The sequence below is a fragment of the Streptomyces sp. SAS_281 genome (assembly GCF_052542855.1).
Genome location: NZ_JBMNDO010000023.1, coordinates 35,531 through 51,710, shown reverse-complemented (window position 1 = coordinate 51,710; position 16,180 = coordinate 35,531). Strand labels below are relative to the sequence as shown.

15 protein-coding genes are annotated in these 16,180 nt (G+C 73.3%); 9 read left to right on the top strand and 6 right to left on the bottom strand.

Translation table 11 applies throughout. The annotated features are described in order from the left end of the window. Positions 1–4: 4 nt before the first annotated feature. The 9 genes from ACN6LM_RS11540 (at position 5) to ACN6LM_RS11500 (ending at position 10,306) form a co-directional block, all read left to right on the top strand. Entirely contained in the window at positions 5–934 is a 930-nt protein-coding gene (locus ACN6LM_RS11540; RefSeq protein WP_445065231.1) for a carbohydrate ABC transporter permease, read from the top strand. Continuing rightward, entirely contained in the window at positions 931–1,848 is a 918-nt protein-coding gene (locus ACN6LM_RS11535; protein WP_361030803.1) for a carbohydrate ABC transporter permease, read from the top strand. Before ACN6LM_RS11540 ends, ACN6LM_RS11535 begins: the two co-directional genes overlap by 4 nt. A 5-nt stretch (positions 1,849–1,853) precedes the next feature. Beyond that, a complete protein-coding gene (locus ACN6LM_RS11530; protein WP_445065230.1) occupies positions 1,854–3,032 on the top strand; it encodes a Gfo/Idh/MocA family protein in 1,179 nt (392 codons plus the stop codon). Next, on the top strand, positions 3,029–3,856 hold the full coding sequence (locus ACN6LM_RS11525; RefSeq protein WP_445065229.1) for a PmoA family protein: 828 nt from the start codon (positions 3,029–3,031) through the stop codon (positions 3,854–3,856). The genes ACN6LM_RS11530 and ACN6LM_RS11525 overlap by 4 nt, the downstream gene beginning before the upstream one ends. Continuing rightward, positions 3,853–5,394, top strand: coding sequence for a family 43 glycosylhydrolase (locus ACN6LM_RS11520; protein WP_445065228.1), 1,542 nt, complete (start codon positions 3,853–3,855; stop codon positions 5,392–5,394). Before ACN6LM_RS11525 ends, ACN6LM_RS11520 begins: the two co-directional genes overlap by 4 nt. An 82-nt stretch (positions 5,395–5,476) precedes the next feature. After that, positions 5,477–6,811 carry an ABC transporter substrate-binding protein gene (locus ACN6LM_RS11515; RefSeq protein WP_445065227.1) on the top strand — a complete coding sequence of 445 codons (1,335 nt, stop codon included), beginning with the start codon at positions 5,477–5,479 and terminating at the stop codon, positions 6,809–6,811. Between the two features lie 110 nt (positions 6,812–6,921). Next, complete coding sequence (locus ACN6LM_RS11510; protein WP_445065226.1) at positions 6,922–7,743, top strand: rhamnogalacturonan acetylesterase; 822 nt, start codon at positions 6,922–6,924, stop codon at positions 7,741–7,743. A gap of 57 nt (positions 7,744–7,800) precedes the next feature. Then, complete coding sequence (locus ACN6LM_RS11505) at positions 7,801–9,147, top strand: pectate lyase family protein (RefSeq protein WP_445065225.1); 1,347 nt, start codon at positions 7,801–7,803, stop codon at positions 9,145–9,147. A gap of 67 nt (positions 9,148–9,214) precedes the next feature. After that, positions 9,215–10,306, top strand: coding sequence for a pectinesterase family protein (locus tag ACN6LM_RS11500; RefSeq protein WP_445065224.1), 1,092 nt, complete (start codon positions 9,215–9,217; stop codon positions 10,304–10,306). Positions 10,307–10,315: 9 nt separating this feature from the next. Here ACN6LM_RS11500 and ACN6LM_RS11495 read toward each other — a convergent pair whose 3' ends face one another. The 6 genes from ACN6LM_RS11495 to ACN6LM_RS11470 all read right to left on the bottom strand — a co-directional run bounded on the left by ACN6LM_RS11495 (position 10,316) and on the right by ACN6LM_RS11470 (position 16,124). Next, on the bottom strand, positions 10,316–11,026 hold the full coding sequence (locus tag ACN6LM_RS11495) for a hypothetical protein (protein ID WP_445065223.1): 711 nt from the start codon (positions 11,024–11,026) through the stop codon (positions 10,316–10,318). Then, a complete protein-coding gene (locus tag ACN6LM_RS11490) occupies positions 11,023–11,595 on the bottom strand; it encodes a SigE family RNA polymerase sigma factor (protein ID WP_445065222.1) in 573 nt (190 codons plus the stop codon). Before ACN6LM_RS11490 ends, ACN6LM_RS11495 begins: the two co-directional genes overlap by 4 nt. A 96-nt stretch (positions 11,596–11,691) precedes the next feature. Further along, complete coding sequence (locus ACN6LM_RS11485) at positions 11,692–13,137, bottom strand: peptidoglycan D,D-transpeptidase FtsI family protein (RefSeq protein WP_445065221.1); 1,446 nt, start codon at positions 13,135–13,137, stop codon at positions 11,692–11,694. A gap of 100 nt (positions 13,138–13,237) precedes the next feature. After that, complete coding sequence (locus tag ACN6LM_RS11480) at positions 13,238–13,897, bottom strand: response regulator (protein ID WP_445065220.1); 660 nt, start codon at positions 13,895–13,897, stop codon at positions 13,238–13,240. Next, positions 13,894–15,159 carry a sensor histidine kinase gene (locus ACN6LM_RS11475; protein WP_445065219.1) on the bottom strand — a complete coding sequence of 422 codons (1,266 nt, stop codon included), beginning with the start codon at positions 15,157–15,159 and terminating at the stop codon, positions 13,894–13,896. Before ACN6LM_RS11475 ends, ACN6LM_RS11480 begins: the two co-directional genes overlap by 4 nt. Next, positions 15,156–16,124 carry a hypothetical protein gene (locus ACN6LM_RS11470; protein ID WP_445065218.1) on the bottom strand — a complete coding sequence of 323 codons (969 nt, stop codon included), beginning with the start codon at positions 16,122–16,124 and terminating at the stop codon, positions 15,156–15,158. The genes ACN6LM_RS11475 and ACN6LM_RS11470 overlap by 4 nt, the downstream gene beginning before the upstream one ends. Positions 16,125–16,180: the final 56 nt, after the last annotated feature.

The window sequence follows — 16,180 nt, the reverse complement described above, 5'->3', positions numbered from 1 at the left end:
TGTCATGGCCCAAGCCTCCGCCGCGGCCACACCGCCCAAGGTGCCCAGGCGCCGCTCCGCGAGCCCCCGCAGGCTGCCGTATCTGCTGATCGCCCCCGCGGGGCTGCTGATGCTCGGCTTCATCGCCTACCCGGTGGTCAGCGTCTTCTACTACAGCCTGCAGAACTACAACGTCACCAAGCCGTGGCGGAACGGCTTCGCGGGCTTCGACAACTTCACCCGGATCTTCACCGAGGACGACCAGTTCTGGACGACGCTCGGCTTCAGCGCCCAGTGGGTCGTCGTCCAGGTCGCGCTCCAGCTCACGCTGGGGCTCGCGCTGGCCCTGATCGTCAACCAGACCTTCATCGGCCGGGGCATCTCCCGCGCCATGGTCTTCTCGCCGTGGGCCGTCTCCGGGGTGCTGACCAGCACCATCTGGATCCTGCTCTACAACTCCTCGACCGGCTTCAGCCGCTACCTCGCGGACGCCGGCATCGGTGAGTACGGCACCTCGGTGCTCTCCGACACCGGCACCGTCTTCTGGGCCGCGACCGTCGCCGAACTCTGGCGCGGCGTCCCCTTCTTCGCCATCCTCATCCTCGCCGACCTCCAGTCCGTCTCCAAGGAGCTGTACGAGGCGGCCTCCGTGGACGGCGCCGGACGGATGCGGCAGTTCTTCCACATCACCCTGCCCCATCTGCGGGACGCGATCATCCTGTCCACGCTGCTGCGCGGGGTCTGGGAGTTCAACAACGTCGACCTGCTCTACACGCTCACCGGCGGCGGACCGGCCGGCGAGACCACCACCCTGCCGCTCTACGTCGCCAACACCGGCATCGAGGGCCACGACTTCGGCTACGCCTCCGCGCTCACCACCGTCGCCTTCGTGATCCTCCTCTTCTGCTCGATCGTCTATCTGCGCCTGAGCAAGTTCGGAGGCGACCACAAGTGACTGCCGCCCTCGCCGAGAAGAACGGCACCCACGCCGCACGGCCGGCCACCCCCGAGGGCCCGCCGCCCGCCACACCCCGCCGCAGGCCCGGCCGCGAACGCGCCTTCGACGACGTACCGCGCTGGCAGATCTACGTGCCCCTGGGCATCTACCTGGTCTTCACGCTGGTCCCGTTCTACTGGATGTTCCTCTTCGCCGTACGGCCCGCGGGCTCCACCTCGCTGGTGCCGTGGCCGATGACCGGGGAGCACTTCTCCAAGGTCTGGAACGAACGCAGCTTCGCCGTCTTCTTCCAGAACAGCATGATCGTCGGCGTCTGCACGCTGGTCGCCACGACCCTCGTCGCGCTGGCCGGCGGCTACGCCCTCGCCCGGTTCGACTTCAAGATCAAGAACGGCTTCATGCTGGCGCTGCTCTGCTCGCAGTTCATCCCCGGCGCGCTGATGCTCGTCCCGCTCTTCGAGATCTTCAAGAACCTCCAGATGATCAACTCCCTGGGGAGCGTGGTCATCGCCGAGACGGTCTTCCAGCTGCCGCTCTCCATCATCCTGATCAGCGGATTCATCAAGAACGTGCCGCCTTCCCTGGAGGAGGCCGCCTGGGTGGACGGCTGCTCGCGCTTCCGGGCCTTCTGCGCGGTCGTGCTGCCGCTGCTGCGCCCCGGGCTCATCGCCGTCGGCTCGTTCGCCTTCGTGCACAGCTGGAACCACTTCCTGTTCGCCCTGATGTTCCTCAGCGAGCAGGACAAGCAGACGATCCCGGTCGGCCTGAACACCCTCATCGGCGCGGACAGCGTCGACCTGGGCGCACTCGCCGCGGGCGGGGTGATCGCCGCGGTGCCCGTGGTGATCGTCTTCGCCTTCATCCAGAAGTGGCTGATCACCGGCTTCAGCGCCGGCGCCGTGAAGGGGTGACGGACATGACCTCGCTGCCCCCCACCGCCACCCCCGTGCCGATCGTCCTCGCGGGCGCCCGGGGCCACGGCCGCTGGCACCTCGCCAACCTCCGCCGCCTCCAGCACCAGGGCCTCGTCCGCCTCGCCGGCATCTGCGAGCTCACCCCGCTCGACGCCACCGAGCTCGACGCCTTCGCGGACGAACCCCCCGAGCAGTCCGCCGACTTCGGCGCCCTCCTGGACTCCACCGGGGCCCGCGCCGCCGTCATCTGCACCCCCATCCAGACCCACACCGCCCTCGCCCTGACCGCCGCCGGGCGCGGCGTGCACCTCCTCCTGGAGAAACCGCCCGCCGCCACCCGCGCCGACTTCGACCGCATCCTCGCCGGGGTGCGCGACGCGGGCATCGCCTGCCAGGTCGGCTTCCAGTCCTTCGGCTCGCACGCCGTCCCCGCCATCCGGGAACTCGTCGCCACCGGCGCCATCGGCACCGTCCGGGGCTACGCGGCGGCAGGCGCCTGGGTCCGCGACGACGCCTACTACCGGCGTGCGCCCTGGGCCGGGCGGCGCCGCATCGGCGACACCGACGTGGTCGACGGCGTCCTCACCAACCCGCTCGCCCACGCCGTCGCCACCGCCCTCGAACTCGCCGGCACCACCGCCGAGGACGTCACCTCCATCGACACCGAACTCTTCCGCACCCACGACATCGAGGCCGACGACACCTCCTGCGTACGCGTCACCACCGCGTCCGGACCACCCGTCACCGCCGCCGTCACCCTCTGCGCCGAACAGGCGGGGGAGCCGTACGTCATCGTCCACGGCGACCGCGGCCGCATCACCTTCTGGTACAAGCAGGACCGAGTCCTCGTCCAGCGCGCCGGACACGGCCCGCTGGAAACCGTGCACGGGCGCACCGACCTCCTGGAGAACCTGGTCGCCCACCTGACGGAGGGCACCCCGCTCCTCGTACCGCCGGAGCGCACCGGCGCGTTCATGGAGGTCGTGGAGGCGGTACGGACCGCGCCCGAACCCCGCCCCCTGCCGTCCGGTGCCTGGCACACCGCCCCCGTCCCAGGCACCGGCGCCACCCGCCGGGTGGTGCGCGGCATCGACGCCCTGGTCGCGTCCGGTGCCGAGACCCTCGCGCTCTTCTCGGAACTCGGCGCCCCCTGGGCGCTCAGCGAGGTGACCTCCTCATGACGACCACCGCACTGCTCAGCTGCGCCGGCCGCCCCGTCGGCCGCTACACCTACCTCCCCGCCGACGCGGGACGCCCCTACCTCCACCCGGTCACCACCCTCGCCGGCACCCCCGTCACCGAGGAGCGCCCGGCCGACCACATCCACCACCTCGGCGCCTCCGTCGCCGTCCCGGACGTCTCCGGGCACAACTTCTGGGGCGGGCGCACCTTCGTCCGGGGCCAGGGGCCCACCGCGCTCGACAACCACGGCATCCAGCGCCACCTCGGCTGGAAGCTGTGCGACCCGGACGGCTTCGTGGAGGAGCTCGGCTGGGAGGCCGACGGCGGCGAACTGCTGCGCGAGCACCGCACGGTGGCCGCCGTCGCCCTCTCGGACACCGCCTGGGCGCTGGACTTCTCCTTCTCGCTCACCAACCCCGGCCCCGGCGACCTGTCGATCGGCAGCCCCGCCACCAACGGCCGCCCCGGCGCCGGCTACGGCGGGTTCTTCTGGCGCGCCCCCAAGGAGGCGGCCGCGCCCGCCGTGTTCGGCCCGACGGCGGACGGCGAGGAGGCGGTGCACGGCAGGGCCGCCGACTGGGTCGCGCTCTGCGGCGACGGCTGGTCCCTGGTCTTCGCCGGGGCCACCGAGGAGACCCGCCGCGACCCGTGGTTCGTGCGCACCGCCGAGTACCCGGGCGTCGGCTCCTCCCTCGCCGCCGCCGTACGGCTGCCCGTCCCCGCCGGCGCCACCGTCGTGCGCCGGATCGTCACCGTCGTCGCGGACGGCCGCCTCGACCGGGCGGGCGCCGCCGACCTCGTCCGCCGGGCGGTGACCGCGTGAACGGCATCCGTCCCTGGACCGCCGACCTCGTCGACGGCACCTACCGCAACCCGGTCCTGAACGCCGACTGGTCGGACCCCGACGTCATCCGCGTCGGCGACGACTTCTACCTCACCGCCTCCAGCTTCGGCCGCGCCCCCGGGCTGCCGCTGCTGCACTCCCGCGACCTCGTCAACTGGACGCTGACCGGGCACGCCCTGGACCGCCTGGAGCCCGCCGCCGAATTCGCGGTGCCCCGCCACGACTGCGGGGTGTGGGCGCCCTCGCTGCGGCACCACGCCGGACGGTTCTGGATCTTCTGGGGCGACCCCGACCACGGCATCCAGCAGATCAGCGCCGAGGACATCCGGGGCCCGTGGACCGCGCCGCACCTGGTGAAGGCGGGCCGGGGGCTGATCGACCCGTGCCCGCTGTGGGACGAGGAGACCGGCGAGGCGTACCTCGTGCACGCCTGGGCCAAGTCCCGCTCCGGGATCAAGAACCGGCTCACCGGACACCGGATGAGCCCCGACGGGCGGGAACTGCTGGACGGCGGCAAGACCCTGATCGACGCCGACACGCTGCCCGGCTGGTTCACCCTGGAGGGCCCCAAGCTCTACCGGCGCGGCGGCGAGTTCTGGATCCTCGCCCCGGCGGGCGGCGTCGCGACGGGCTGGCAGGGCGCCTTCCGCTCCCGCGACTTCTTCGGTCCCTACGAGGAGCGCGTCGTCCTCGCCCAGGGCCGGACCGGCGTCAACGGCCCGCACCAGGGCGGCTGGGTGACCACCCCGTCCGGTGAGGACTGGTTCCTGCACTTCCAGGAGTGCGGGGCGTACGGCCGCGTGGTGCACCTCCAGCCGATGCGCTGGGACGGTGACGGCTGGCCGGTCATCGGTGACGCCGGCGAACCCGTCGCCACGCACCGCAAGCCCGCGCTGCCCGCCCAGCCCGTCGAGGCCCCGGCCTGCGACGACGGCTTCCCGGGCGGCCGGTACGGCAGGCAGTGGCAGTGGACGGCGAACCCGCGCCCCGGCTGGACCGTCGAGCACGCCGGGGACGGGCTGCGGCTGAGCTGCGTACCGGCCCAGGACACGCACGACCTGCGGCTCCTGCCCCACGTACTGGTCCAGCGGCTGCCCGCCGAGACGTTCACCGCCGAGGTCGGACTGGCCCTGGACAGCGAGGCGCCAGGAGCGAGGGCGGGGTTCGCCGTGCTCGGGGACGCCTACTCCTGGATCGGCCTCGAACGGCAGGCGGAGGGCGGGGTGCGGCTGGTGCACCGGTTCGCCGAGACGACCGCCACCGCCGAGCGCGACGCGGGGCACGCCAGGCCCGCGCCCTCCGGCACGGCGCGGCTGCGGATCGAGGTGGCGCCCGGCGCCCGGTGCCGCTTCCTCGCCGACACCGGGGACGGGGCCGGGTTCCAGCCCTCCGGGCAGGTCTTCGCCGCCACCCCGTGGCGCTGGGTCGGCGCGCTGCTCGGACTGTTCGCCACCGCGCCGCCCGGGACGGGCCCGACCGGGACCGCCCGCTTCACCGGCTTCCACGTAACCGCGTAACCGGACCACCGTCCGGCGCACAACCCCCCATGCACGCGTACGACCCGAGAGACCCGAGAGAACCGAGAGAGAAGAGCCGATCATGAACATCTCGAAGACGCAGCGGGGGCGCGCCGCGGCCGCCGTCTCCCTCGCGGCGGTGCTCGCCCTGACGGCGACCGCGTGCGGCGACGACGGCAGCGACAGCGGCAACGAGGGCAGCGGCAAGGGCGAGATCACCTTCTGGGACAACAACGGCGGTCCGCGCACCGCCGTCTGGAAGGAGATCATCCAGGACTTCGAGAAGAAGAACCCGGACATCAAGGTCAAGTACGTGCCGATCCCGATCGCCGACGTGCAGTCCAAGTACGACACGGCCATCGCGGGCGGCGGAGTGCCGGACGTCGGCGGCGTCGGCACCGCCTACCTGGCCAACATCGTCTCGCAGGAGGCCCTGGAACCGCTGGGCGACCGCATCAAGGACTCCTCCCTCAACGGCAAGCTCGTCGAGGGCATGGTCGAGAGCGTCAAGGACGCGGCCGGCCGGGGCGACGAGATGTACACCGTGCCGACCTCCGCGAACAACGGCGCGCTGTGGTACCGCACCGACCTCTTCAAGGCGGCGGGGCTCGACGCGCCCACCACCTGGGCGAAGTTCTACGAGGCGGCCGAGAAGCTGACCGACGCCAAGCACAACAAGTTCGGCTACACCATCCGCGGCGGCGCCGGCTCGATCGCCCAGGCCGTCGACGCGGCGTACGGGCAGTCCGGCATCACGGAGTTCTGGAACGGCGACAAGACCACCCTCAACGACCCGAAGAACGTGGCGGCGCTGCAGAAGTACGTCGCCCTCTACAAGAAGACGACGCCGTCCGCCGACGTCAACAACGACTTCACCAAGATGGTCGCCCAGTTCGACACCGGCACCATCGGCATGCTGAGCCACAACCTCGGCTCCTACCAGGACCACCTGAAGGCACTCGGCAAGGACAAGTTCGCCGGCATACCCAACCCGGTCGGCGACGGCGGCACCCGCGTCCAGGTCTCCAACCCGGTCGACGGCCTCGGCCTGTTCAAGGCGAGCAAGAACAAGACGGCCGCCTGGAAGTTCATCGAGTTCGCCGCGTCCCACGAGTCGAACAGCAAGTGGAACGAGTCCGCGGGCGCCATCCCGGCCAACACCGAGGCCGCCAAGGACCCGTGGATCAGCGAGGCCGCGCCGACCGAGCTGGCCGCGAAGGCCCTCACCGACGGCTCCACCAAGATCGTCCAGCTGCCGTACTACCTGCCCGACTGGAACAACATCAGCAAGGCCGACAACGAGCCGGAGTTCCAGAAGCTGCTGCTCGGCAAGGTCACGGCCAAGGCGTTCCTGGACAAGATGGCCGACGAGCTGAACGCGGCCCAGAAGGAGTGGAAGGAGCGGAGCAAGGGCTGACCCCGCTCCCGCCGGCGCGGGGCCGGTGGCGGGACCTCCGTCAGGCGGCCCGCCCCGCCCCGCAGCCCCTGCCCTTCTGCGTACCCACCCACGAGAGAGGCAGTTCCACCGTGTCACTGACCCGCAGGCAGACCGCGGCCGCCCTCGCCGCGCTGCCCCTGGCGCTCGCCGCCACCCCGGCGACGGCGCACGGCGCCGCCCGCCGCACCCGCACCGTGCACATCGCGGGCGACTCGACCGCCGCGCAGAAGTACGCCGACGCCGCCCCCGAGACCGGCTGGGGCATGGCCCTGCCGTTCTTCCTCGGGCAAGGGCTCACCGTGGCCAACCACGCCATGAACGGACGCAGTTCCAAGAGCTTCATCGACGAGGGACTGCTCGCCGCCCTGCTGCCGGGGGTCCGCCCGGGCGACCTCCTGCTGATCCAGTTCGGGCACAACGACGAGAAGACCGAGGATCCGGCGCGCGGCACCGATCCGTACACCACCTATCAGGACTGCCTGCGCGTCTACATCGCCGAGGCCCGTGCCCGGCGCGCCCGGCCCGTGCTGATCACCCCGGTCGAGCGTCGCAGGTTCGCCGCCGACGGCACCGCCAAGCCCACCCACGGCGACTACCCGGCCGCCATGCGCGCCCTGGCCGCCGAGGAGCGGGTCCCCCTGCTCGACCTGCAGGCCCGCACCCTCGCCCGCTGGCAGGAACTCGGGCCCGACGGCACCGAGGCGTACTTCAACTGGCTGGAGCCCGGCGAGTCCCCCAACTACCCCGACGGGCGGCAGGACAACACCCACTTCCGGCCCGCCGGCGCCGTCGAGGTCGCCCGGATGACGGCTCGCGCCCTGCTCGACGCGCGCGTGCTCGTCCCGCGAGAACTGCGCCGGCTCGGCGCAGACGTGCCCGAGACGTGGATCAGCTGGCCGCCGGCCTCCTGACGCCCGCGCCACCCCTTCCCTCCCTCACAGGTCCCGCACGAGAACCGAGGATTTGTCATGTCCGCATACACTTCTGCTCGCAGGAACCGCGCCCGCGCCATCGCCGTCGCGATGGGCTGCGCCTCGCTGGCCCTCGCCCTGAGCGTCCCCGCGCAGGCGGCCCCGCACCCGCACGGCAAGGGGGGCGCCGAGCGCGCCGTCCTCGCGAAGGGCGACGGCTGGGCCTCCGCCGAGGGCTCCACCACCGGCGGTGCCGCCGCGACGCCCGACCACGTCTACACCGTCCACAACCGCGCCGAACTCATCGCCGCCTTCGAGGACGCGGGCGACGCGCCGAAGATCGTCCGGATCGCCGGGACCGTCCACGGCAACGCCGACGCCGAGGGCAACCCGATCGGCTGCGAGGCGTACCAGACGGACGGCTACACCCTGGACAAGTACCTCGCCGCCTACGACCCCGGGACCTGGGGCCGCGAGGAGGTCCCCGCCGGGCCGATGGAGGACGCCCGGCTCGCCTCCGCCAAGCTGCAGAAGGCCGCCGTCAACGTCTACGTGCCCTCCAACACCACGCTGATCGGCGTCGGCAGGGACGCCACGGTCATCGGCGCCTCGATCCAGATCCAGAACGTCTCCAACGTCATCGTCCGCAACATCAGCTTCGAGGACACCTACGACTGCTTCCCCCAGTGGGACCCGACCGACGGCGACACGGGCCACTGGAACTCCGAGTACGACAACCTCGTCGTCTACGGTTCCGACCACGTCTGGGTCGACCACAACACCTTCAGCGACGGGGACCGCCCCGACGCCGACCAGCCCCGGTACTTCAACGAGCTGTACCAGCAGCACGACGGGCTCTTCGACATCGTCAAGGGCGCCGACCTGGTCACCGCCTCGTGGAACGTCCTCAAGGACCACGACAAGACGATGCTCCTCGGCAACAGCGACAAGGCCGGGGCCACCGACCGGGGCAAGCTCCGCGTCACCCTGCACCACAACCTGTTCAAGGACGTCAACGAGCGCGCGCCCCGCGTCCGCTTCGGCCAGGTCGACTCCTACAACAACCACTTCGTCGCCACGAAGGGCAGCGTCTACGGCTACTCGTACGGGATCGGCGCCGAGTCCCACCTCGTCGCGGAGCACAACGCGTTCACGCTCAGCGGCGAGTTCGACAAGGCGAAGATCCTCAAGAAGTGGTCCGAGTCCTCGCTCACGGCCGCCGACAACTGGGTCAACGGCCGCCGCACCGACCTGATCGCCGTCCACAACGCGGGCGTCCCCGAGGAGCAGCTGACCACGGGCGCCGGCTGGACCCCGACCCTGCGCAACCGGATCGACCACCCGCTGCTGGTGCCGCTCGTCGTGGGCCTCGGCGCGGGCGCGGGCCGTCTGCCCGGCGCCTGACAGCCGCCCCCTTCCTCCGCCGGCGCCCGCGCGGCGCCGGCGGAGGCCGCCCCCGCAAAGGAGACCCATGCCCACCCGCCGTACCGCCCTGGCCCTCCTCGCCGGCTCCACCACCGCACTCGCCCTCTCCACCGCCACGCCCGCCCTCGCGCACGGGCGCCCCTTCGGCCGCTACGGCTCACCCGCCCACCGCCTCGACCGCGCGACCCTGTACGTCGACGCGCGGGGCCGGGGCGACCACACCACCGTCCAGGCCGCCGTGGACGCCGCCACCGGCACCGGACGCACCCTGGTCATCGCCCCCGGCACCTACCGGGAGACCGTCGACATCCCGGCCGACCGGACCGGCCTCACCCTCGTCGGCGCGAGCGGCGACCCGCGCGACACGGTGATCGTGTACGACAACGCCAACGGCACCCCGCGCCCCGACGGCTCGGGCACCTACGGCACCAGCGGGTCCGCCACCGTCACCGCCCGGCCCGCCGGGCTCACCGCCCGCCATCTGACCTTCGCCAACGACTGGCTGCGCGCCGACCACCCGGACTACACCGGCACCCAGGCCGTCGCCATCAAGGTGACCGGCGACCGCTCGTCGTTCACCGGCTGCCGCTTCCTGGGCCACCAGGACACGCTGTACGCGGACTCCCCGTCGCTCACCGTCTTCGCCCGGCAGTACTACCGCGACTGCTACGTGGAGGGGGACGTCGACTTCGTCTTCGGACGGGCCTCCGCCGTCCTGGACCGCTGCCACTTCCGCACCCTGGCCCGCACCGACCTGGCCGGGCCGCCCCACGGCTTCGTCTTCGCGCCCAGTACCGCCGGGGCCGACCCGTACGGCTTCCTGGTCCTGCGCTCCCGCGTCACCAGCACGGCCCCCGACGGGTACTTCAAGCTCGCCCGCCCCTGGGTGCCGTCGTCGGACCCGACCGCGCACCCCATGCTGACCGTGCGCGACAGCCACCTCGGCGCGGGCATCGACACGGACGAGCCGTACGGCACCATGTCGGCCGGCTTCCCGTGGCAGGACCAGCGGTTCGCGGAGTACCGCAACACGGGCCCCGGCGCGCGCGTCACCGTCCCGGCCAACCGGCCGCAGCTCTCCCGGGCCGAGGCGCGGGAGCACACCCCGGCCGCGTGGTTCGGCGACTGGCGGCCGTAGCGCGGCCGGTCAGCGCGGACGCCGGAAGTGGTCGCCCACCGACGCCTTCCCGCCCGAGGCGCGGACCGCGTGCGCGGTCACGTAGTCGCCGGTGGCGTCCCGGTCGCCCTCCGCGTGGTTGTACTGCCCGGCGAACGTGTGCGTGCCGGCCGGGACGGTCCGCCCGGCGCGCAGCGTCCACCGGTAGACCAGATAGCCGCCGCTCTCGTTCACCGACACGGTGAAGTCCGGCTCGGGCAGGGAGCGCCAGGAGCCGGTGCTGTTCACCCCGCCCGTCAGGGCGACCCGCAGCTCCACGGTGAGCGCGGACAGCGGCTCGGTCGTCCGCAGCGTGACGTTGCTCTGCGCCCAGTACGCGTTGGAGTGCGGGTCGACCACACCGCCGGTCCACAGCGGTCCGTCCTCGGGCCGCAGCTCGTCCCGGGCGGCCGGGGTGCTCGCGGCGGGCGAGGGCGCCGATGCCACCTGCCCGCCGCGCGCCCGGTCGTCGTCGCCCGCCGAGGTGACCGCGAACGCGCCGGCCGCCAGCACCCCGCAGACCGCCGCCGTCGCCCCGGCCACCCGCAGCCACGGACGCACCGCGCGCGGCGGGCGCACGGACCGGGGCGCCTGGGCGCCGCCCGCCATCCCGCGCTCGATCCGGGCCAGCATCCGGGCCCGGTCGGGGCGGTGGGCCCCGGCGGCTTCCCGCAACCGCCCGGACAGCTCCTCGTCCTTCACCGGTCTCCTCCGCTGCGCTGCGCCGCGACGGCCACCCGGACCCGTGCGGCGGGCGTCTCCGGCCCCAGCAGCCGCTGCAGTTCCGCGACGGCGCGCGAGGTCTGGCTCTTCACCGTACCCACCGAGATCCCCAGCACCAGCGAGGTGTCCCGCTCCGAGAGGTCGAAGGCGTGCCGCAGCACCACACAGGCCCGCTTGCGGAACGGCAGCCGCCGCAGCGCCTCCTGCACGTCCACCACCGCCGGTACGTCGGGCCCCTCGGCCGCCCCGTCGTCCCCGCCGCCGCGCGGCGCCCAGAACAGGGCGATCCGGCGGCGCTCGCGGACCGCGCTGCGGATGCGTGTCCTGGCCAGGTTGGCGACCACGCCCCGCGCGTACGCCACCGGGTGCCCGGCCTCGCGGACCCGGTCCCAGCGGTGCCAGAGCGCCAGCAGGGCGTCGGCCGCGAGGTCGTCGGCGGCATCGGCCTCGCCGGTCAGCAGATGGGCGAGGCGGGCCAGTTCCGCGTAATGCGCCTCGAAGAACTCATGGAACTCGGCGGCGGCGGCATCGTCGACTGCTGTGCCCACGGCTACCTCGTCCCCTGCGCCTCGCACGCCCGGCCCGTCCGGATACGCCCCCGCCGGGGCGAGAGCGTATCGCAAGCGCTTCGACAGGGGGCGGGTCTACCGCCGCAGCGCAGCCTCCATCATCTTCCTGGCGACCGGCGCCGCGAGCCCGTTGCCGCTGACCTCCGACGCGGTCGAACCGGAGTCCTCCACGATCACCGCGACCGCGACCTCCTGGCCGCCGGACTTCGCGTACGAGGTGAACCAGGCGTACGGGGTGTTGCTGTTGTCCACGCCGTTCTCCGCGGTGCCCGTCTTGCCGCCGACCTCGGCCCCGGCGATCCGGGCGTTGGTGCCGGTGCCCTTCTCCACCACGGTCACCATGGCGCTCCGCAGCTGCTTCGCGGTGTCCTCGGAGACGATCCGCTTCGTGTCGCCGTCCGCGAAGTCCTCCAGCGTGCCGCCGTCCCCGTCGGTCACCTTCGACACCATGTGCGGGGCGGCCAGCTCACCGCCGTTGGCGAGCGCGGCGGAGACCATCGCCATCTGGAGCGGGGTCGCGGTCACCTCGAACTGACCGATGCCCGACAGCGCCGTCTGCGCCTTGTCCATGTCCGTCGGGTACACGCTCTCGGACGCCCGCACCGGCACGTCCAGCTTCTCCTCGTTGAAGCCGAACTTCTCCGCCATGGCCCGCACCTTCTCCTGGCCCAGGTCGGCGGCGACCTTGCCGAAGACGTTGTTGCACGAGTACTGGAGGGCGACGCGCAGCGAGGCGTTCTCGCAGGGGGCGGAGGCGCTCTCGTTCCGCAGCGGGGTGCTGGTGCCCGGCAGGGTGTACGGGACGGGGCTCTTCGTCGGCTCGTCCACGGAGTCGTACAGCCCGTTCTCCAGCGCCGCCGACGCCACGACCAGCTTGAACGTCGAGCCGGGTGCGAGCGGCTGCCGCATGGCGCGGTTGACGAGCGGCTTGTCCGGGTCGCTCAGCAGCTTCTTCCAGGTGTCGCCGTCGTTCGTGCCGCTGATGTCCGACGGGTCGTACGACGGGGAGGAGACCATGCCCAGGATCTGGCCGCTCCTCGGGTCGATCGCCACGGCCGCGCCCTTGTCGTCGCCGAGCGCGTCGCTCGCCGCCCTCTGGACGTCGGGGTCGATCGTCGTCACCACGTCACCGGGCGCGGACCGCTTCCCGGTGATCGCGCCCAGCGGACTCTTCAGCCGGTCGTCCGTGCCGTCCAGCACATGGCTGTAGATCCCTTCGAGCTGCGTCGAACCGTACGCCTGCGAGCTGTAGCCGGTCACGGACGAATAGAGGTCGCCCTGCTTGTAGGTGCGCTTGTACGCGAGATCGCTGCCCTCCGTCCGCTTCGAGCCCGTGACCGGCGAACCGCCCACGATGATGTCGCCCAGCGGCTGCGCGTACTGCGCGATGATCTTCCGCCGGTTGTGGTCGTCGTCTGCGAGCGCCTTGGCCTGGTACGCCTGCACCCAGGTCGCCCGCCCGAGGAGGGCGAGGACCAGCAGCAGGCAGAAGACCGAGGCGCGCCTTATCGTCTTGTTCATCCCGCATGAGGGACGAGCGGCGTCCGGCGGGGCGTTCCCGGTTGTGCCGTTTCTCACCGCTTCCTCATACGGTGACGACGGCGTGCGCGGCCGTACGGGCTCAGCCCGGCGTGATGAACCCCGACTCGTACGCCGTGATGACCGCCTGGGTACGATCCCGGGCCCCGGTCTTCGCGAGGACCGCCGCCACATGCGTCTTGGCCGTCGCCGCGCCCACCGCCAGCCGGTCCGCGATCTCCGCGTTCGTCAACCCCGCCGCGATCAGCCGCAGCACCTGCGCCTCCCGTTCGGTGAGCCGCGCGGCCCAGGGCGGGGCGGGGGCCGGTGCGGGCGTCCCGTACGCGGCGGCGAGGTGCCGCACGGCGGCCGGGAAGAGCAGCGAGTCGCCGCACGCCACCAGGCGGACCGCCTGCACCAGCTCCTCGGCCGCCGCCCGCTTCAGCAGGAAACCCGCCGCCCCGGCGCGCAGCGCCTCGTACACGTAGGCGTCGTGCTCGAAGGTGGTGACGACCACGACGCGGGGGGCCGGGTCCGGACCGGCGAGGATCTGCTCGGTGGCCCGGATGCCGTCCGTCTCGGGCATCCGCACATCCATCAGCACCACGTCGGGCCGCAGCGCCCGCACCACGGAGACCGCCTCGGCCCCCGTGGCCGCCTCCCCGACGACCTCCAGGCCGTCCTCGGCGTCCAGGATGGCCCGCAGCGCGGTGCGCACCATGCGTTCGTCGTCGGCGAGGACGATCCGGACCGGCGTGCTCATCGTGGCTCCTTCGCGCGGGTGTGCAGGGGGAGGCGGGCGGCCAGCCGCCACACGCCGTCGTCGCGGGGCCCCGCCTCGGTGGCGCCGCCGAGCAGCAGGGCGCGTTCCGCGACACCGGTCAGGCCGCGTCCGCCGCCGGGCCGGGCTGCCGGGGGGCCGGGCGGGAGCGCGCTGTCCAGGACGAGCGTCAGCTCGCGGCGGCCGACGCCGACCCGCAGCCGGACCGGCGTACCGGGGACGCCGTGCCGCAGCGCGTTGCTCAGACCCTCCTGGACGATCCGGTACGCCTCGGCCGAGACGGGTCCGGACACCGCGCCCGGGTCGCCGTCGGCCTCGTAGCGCACGGGCACCCCGCACCGGGCGAGCAGCCCGCCGAGCGCGTCGAGGCCGGGGCCCGCGAGCGTGCCGGACCCGTCACCGTCCTGCCGCAACAGGCCGAGCACCGCGTCGAGTTCGCCGACCGTGCGCCGCGTGGTCTCCTCGATCGCGGTGAGCGCCTGCCGGGCGAACTCGGGATCGCTGTCCAGGACCCGGCGGGCGGCCCCCGCCTGGAGGGTGACGGCGCTCAGCGCGTGGCCGACCGAGTCGTGCAGTTCGCGGGCGAGCCGGTTGCGCACGGCCAGCTCGGCAGCCCGGCGCTCGGCGGCGGCGAGCCGGTCGTCCGGGGTCGGGCCGAGCAGCACCGGCGCCCGGTTCGCGAGCAGCGCCCCGGCCGCCGCCGCGCACCCCGCCAGCGCGACGAGCATGGCCGCCCCGGCCGGGGGCGCGACGGCCAGGACCCAGGTGTGGTCCAGGGCCGGAGGAGCGTCCAGGGCGGCGGACTCGCGAAGGGCCGGGACGAACGGCAGCGCCATCACGCAGACCGCGAACGGGACGAGCGCCAGGGTCATCCCGCTGATGATCCCGCCGAGCCCCACGTGCAGCGTGAACCAGGCGGCCGAGCGCACCCGCGCCTGCCGGGAGGCGGCGGGCCCGTCCGCGAGCGGCCGGTCCGGGGCCGGACCGCACAGGGCGCGGGCGGTGGCCGCCGAGAGGGGCCGGGCGGTGGGCAGCAGCGCGGTGACGGCGGCCATCGGCAGCGCGTAACCGAAGGCGGAGAACTGGGCGGAGAGCGAGGTGAAGGCGTTGGTGCCGGGTGCGTACAGCCCGACGACCACCGTGCCGACCAGGAAGTACGGCATCAGCAGGGCACCGCCGATGATCAGATGCAGCCAGCGCAGCCGGGCGCGCCGGCCCACCAGCCGGACTGTCAGCGGGGTCATGCCGGGGCGCCCCGGGTCCCGGCCGCGCGCTCCGCGAAGAAGTACGCGCCGAGGGTCACCACCAGCGTCCCGACCAGCATCTGCACAGCGTAGGTGAGCACCATGCCGGGCGTGGCCCTTTCCGCGCCCTCCCCGGCCGGGCCCAGCGCGGCCAGGCAGAGCCAGCCGCCCCAGCAGGCCGTCGCCCCCGACCCACCCCAGGCCAGTGCGAGCGGCACCCGCAGCGGCAGCGCGGACCGGCGGAAGGCGAGCAGCAGCACCCCGGCCACGGTGGCCGCGATCCACAGCACGTACACCGCCTCCAGCACGTGGAAACCGCTGTCCCGCCCGGCCGCCCGGTCCGGGGTGAGACCGGCCGTCGAGCCCGCCGCCCAGAGCAGATGCGCGGTGCCGGGCGCCAGGGCGAGGAGCGACGCGGCGACGGCGGCCGCCCGCAGCGCGGGCGCGGTCGGGCTCGCGGGCAGCTCGCCCAGCGTGCCCCGCCAGAGGTGGCCCCAGCGGTCGCGGGCGTACAGCACGAACAGGGCGCCGAGGGACAGCCCCTGGAGGATGAAGCCGCCGTAGACGACGCCGAACACCCACTCGCGCAGGAACGGCCGGCCGGCCGCGGCCTCCGCACCGCCGGTGCCCCCGCCCAGCGCCCGGACCAGCAACTGCGCCGGATAGCCGGTCATGATCGGAAGCAGCAGCCCGGTCGCCGTCCACATCGGCAGCGCGAGCAGCCAGGCCGGCACCCGCAGCCCCCACGGCCGGGTGAGCAGGAGGGCCAGGGCGACCACCGCGCCGTCCATCAGCACGGAACCGCCGTTGGCGACGGCCATCAGGGCGCGGTGGTCCAGCAGCACGCTGCCGTCCGGGATTCCGGTCCGGCTGCCCGCCAGCCACGCGATCTTGAGTGTGATGTACGGGAGGCAGGAGACCACGGCGACGGTGCGAAGCCCGGCGCGGGCGGAGGCGGATGTCATGGCCCCCACGCTGCCGGGCGGCGCGCCCGCGCACGTCCTGCCCGGCGACGATCCGC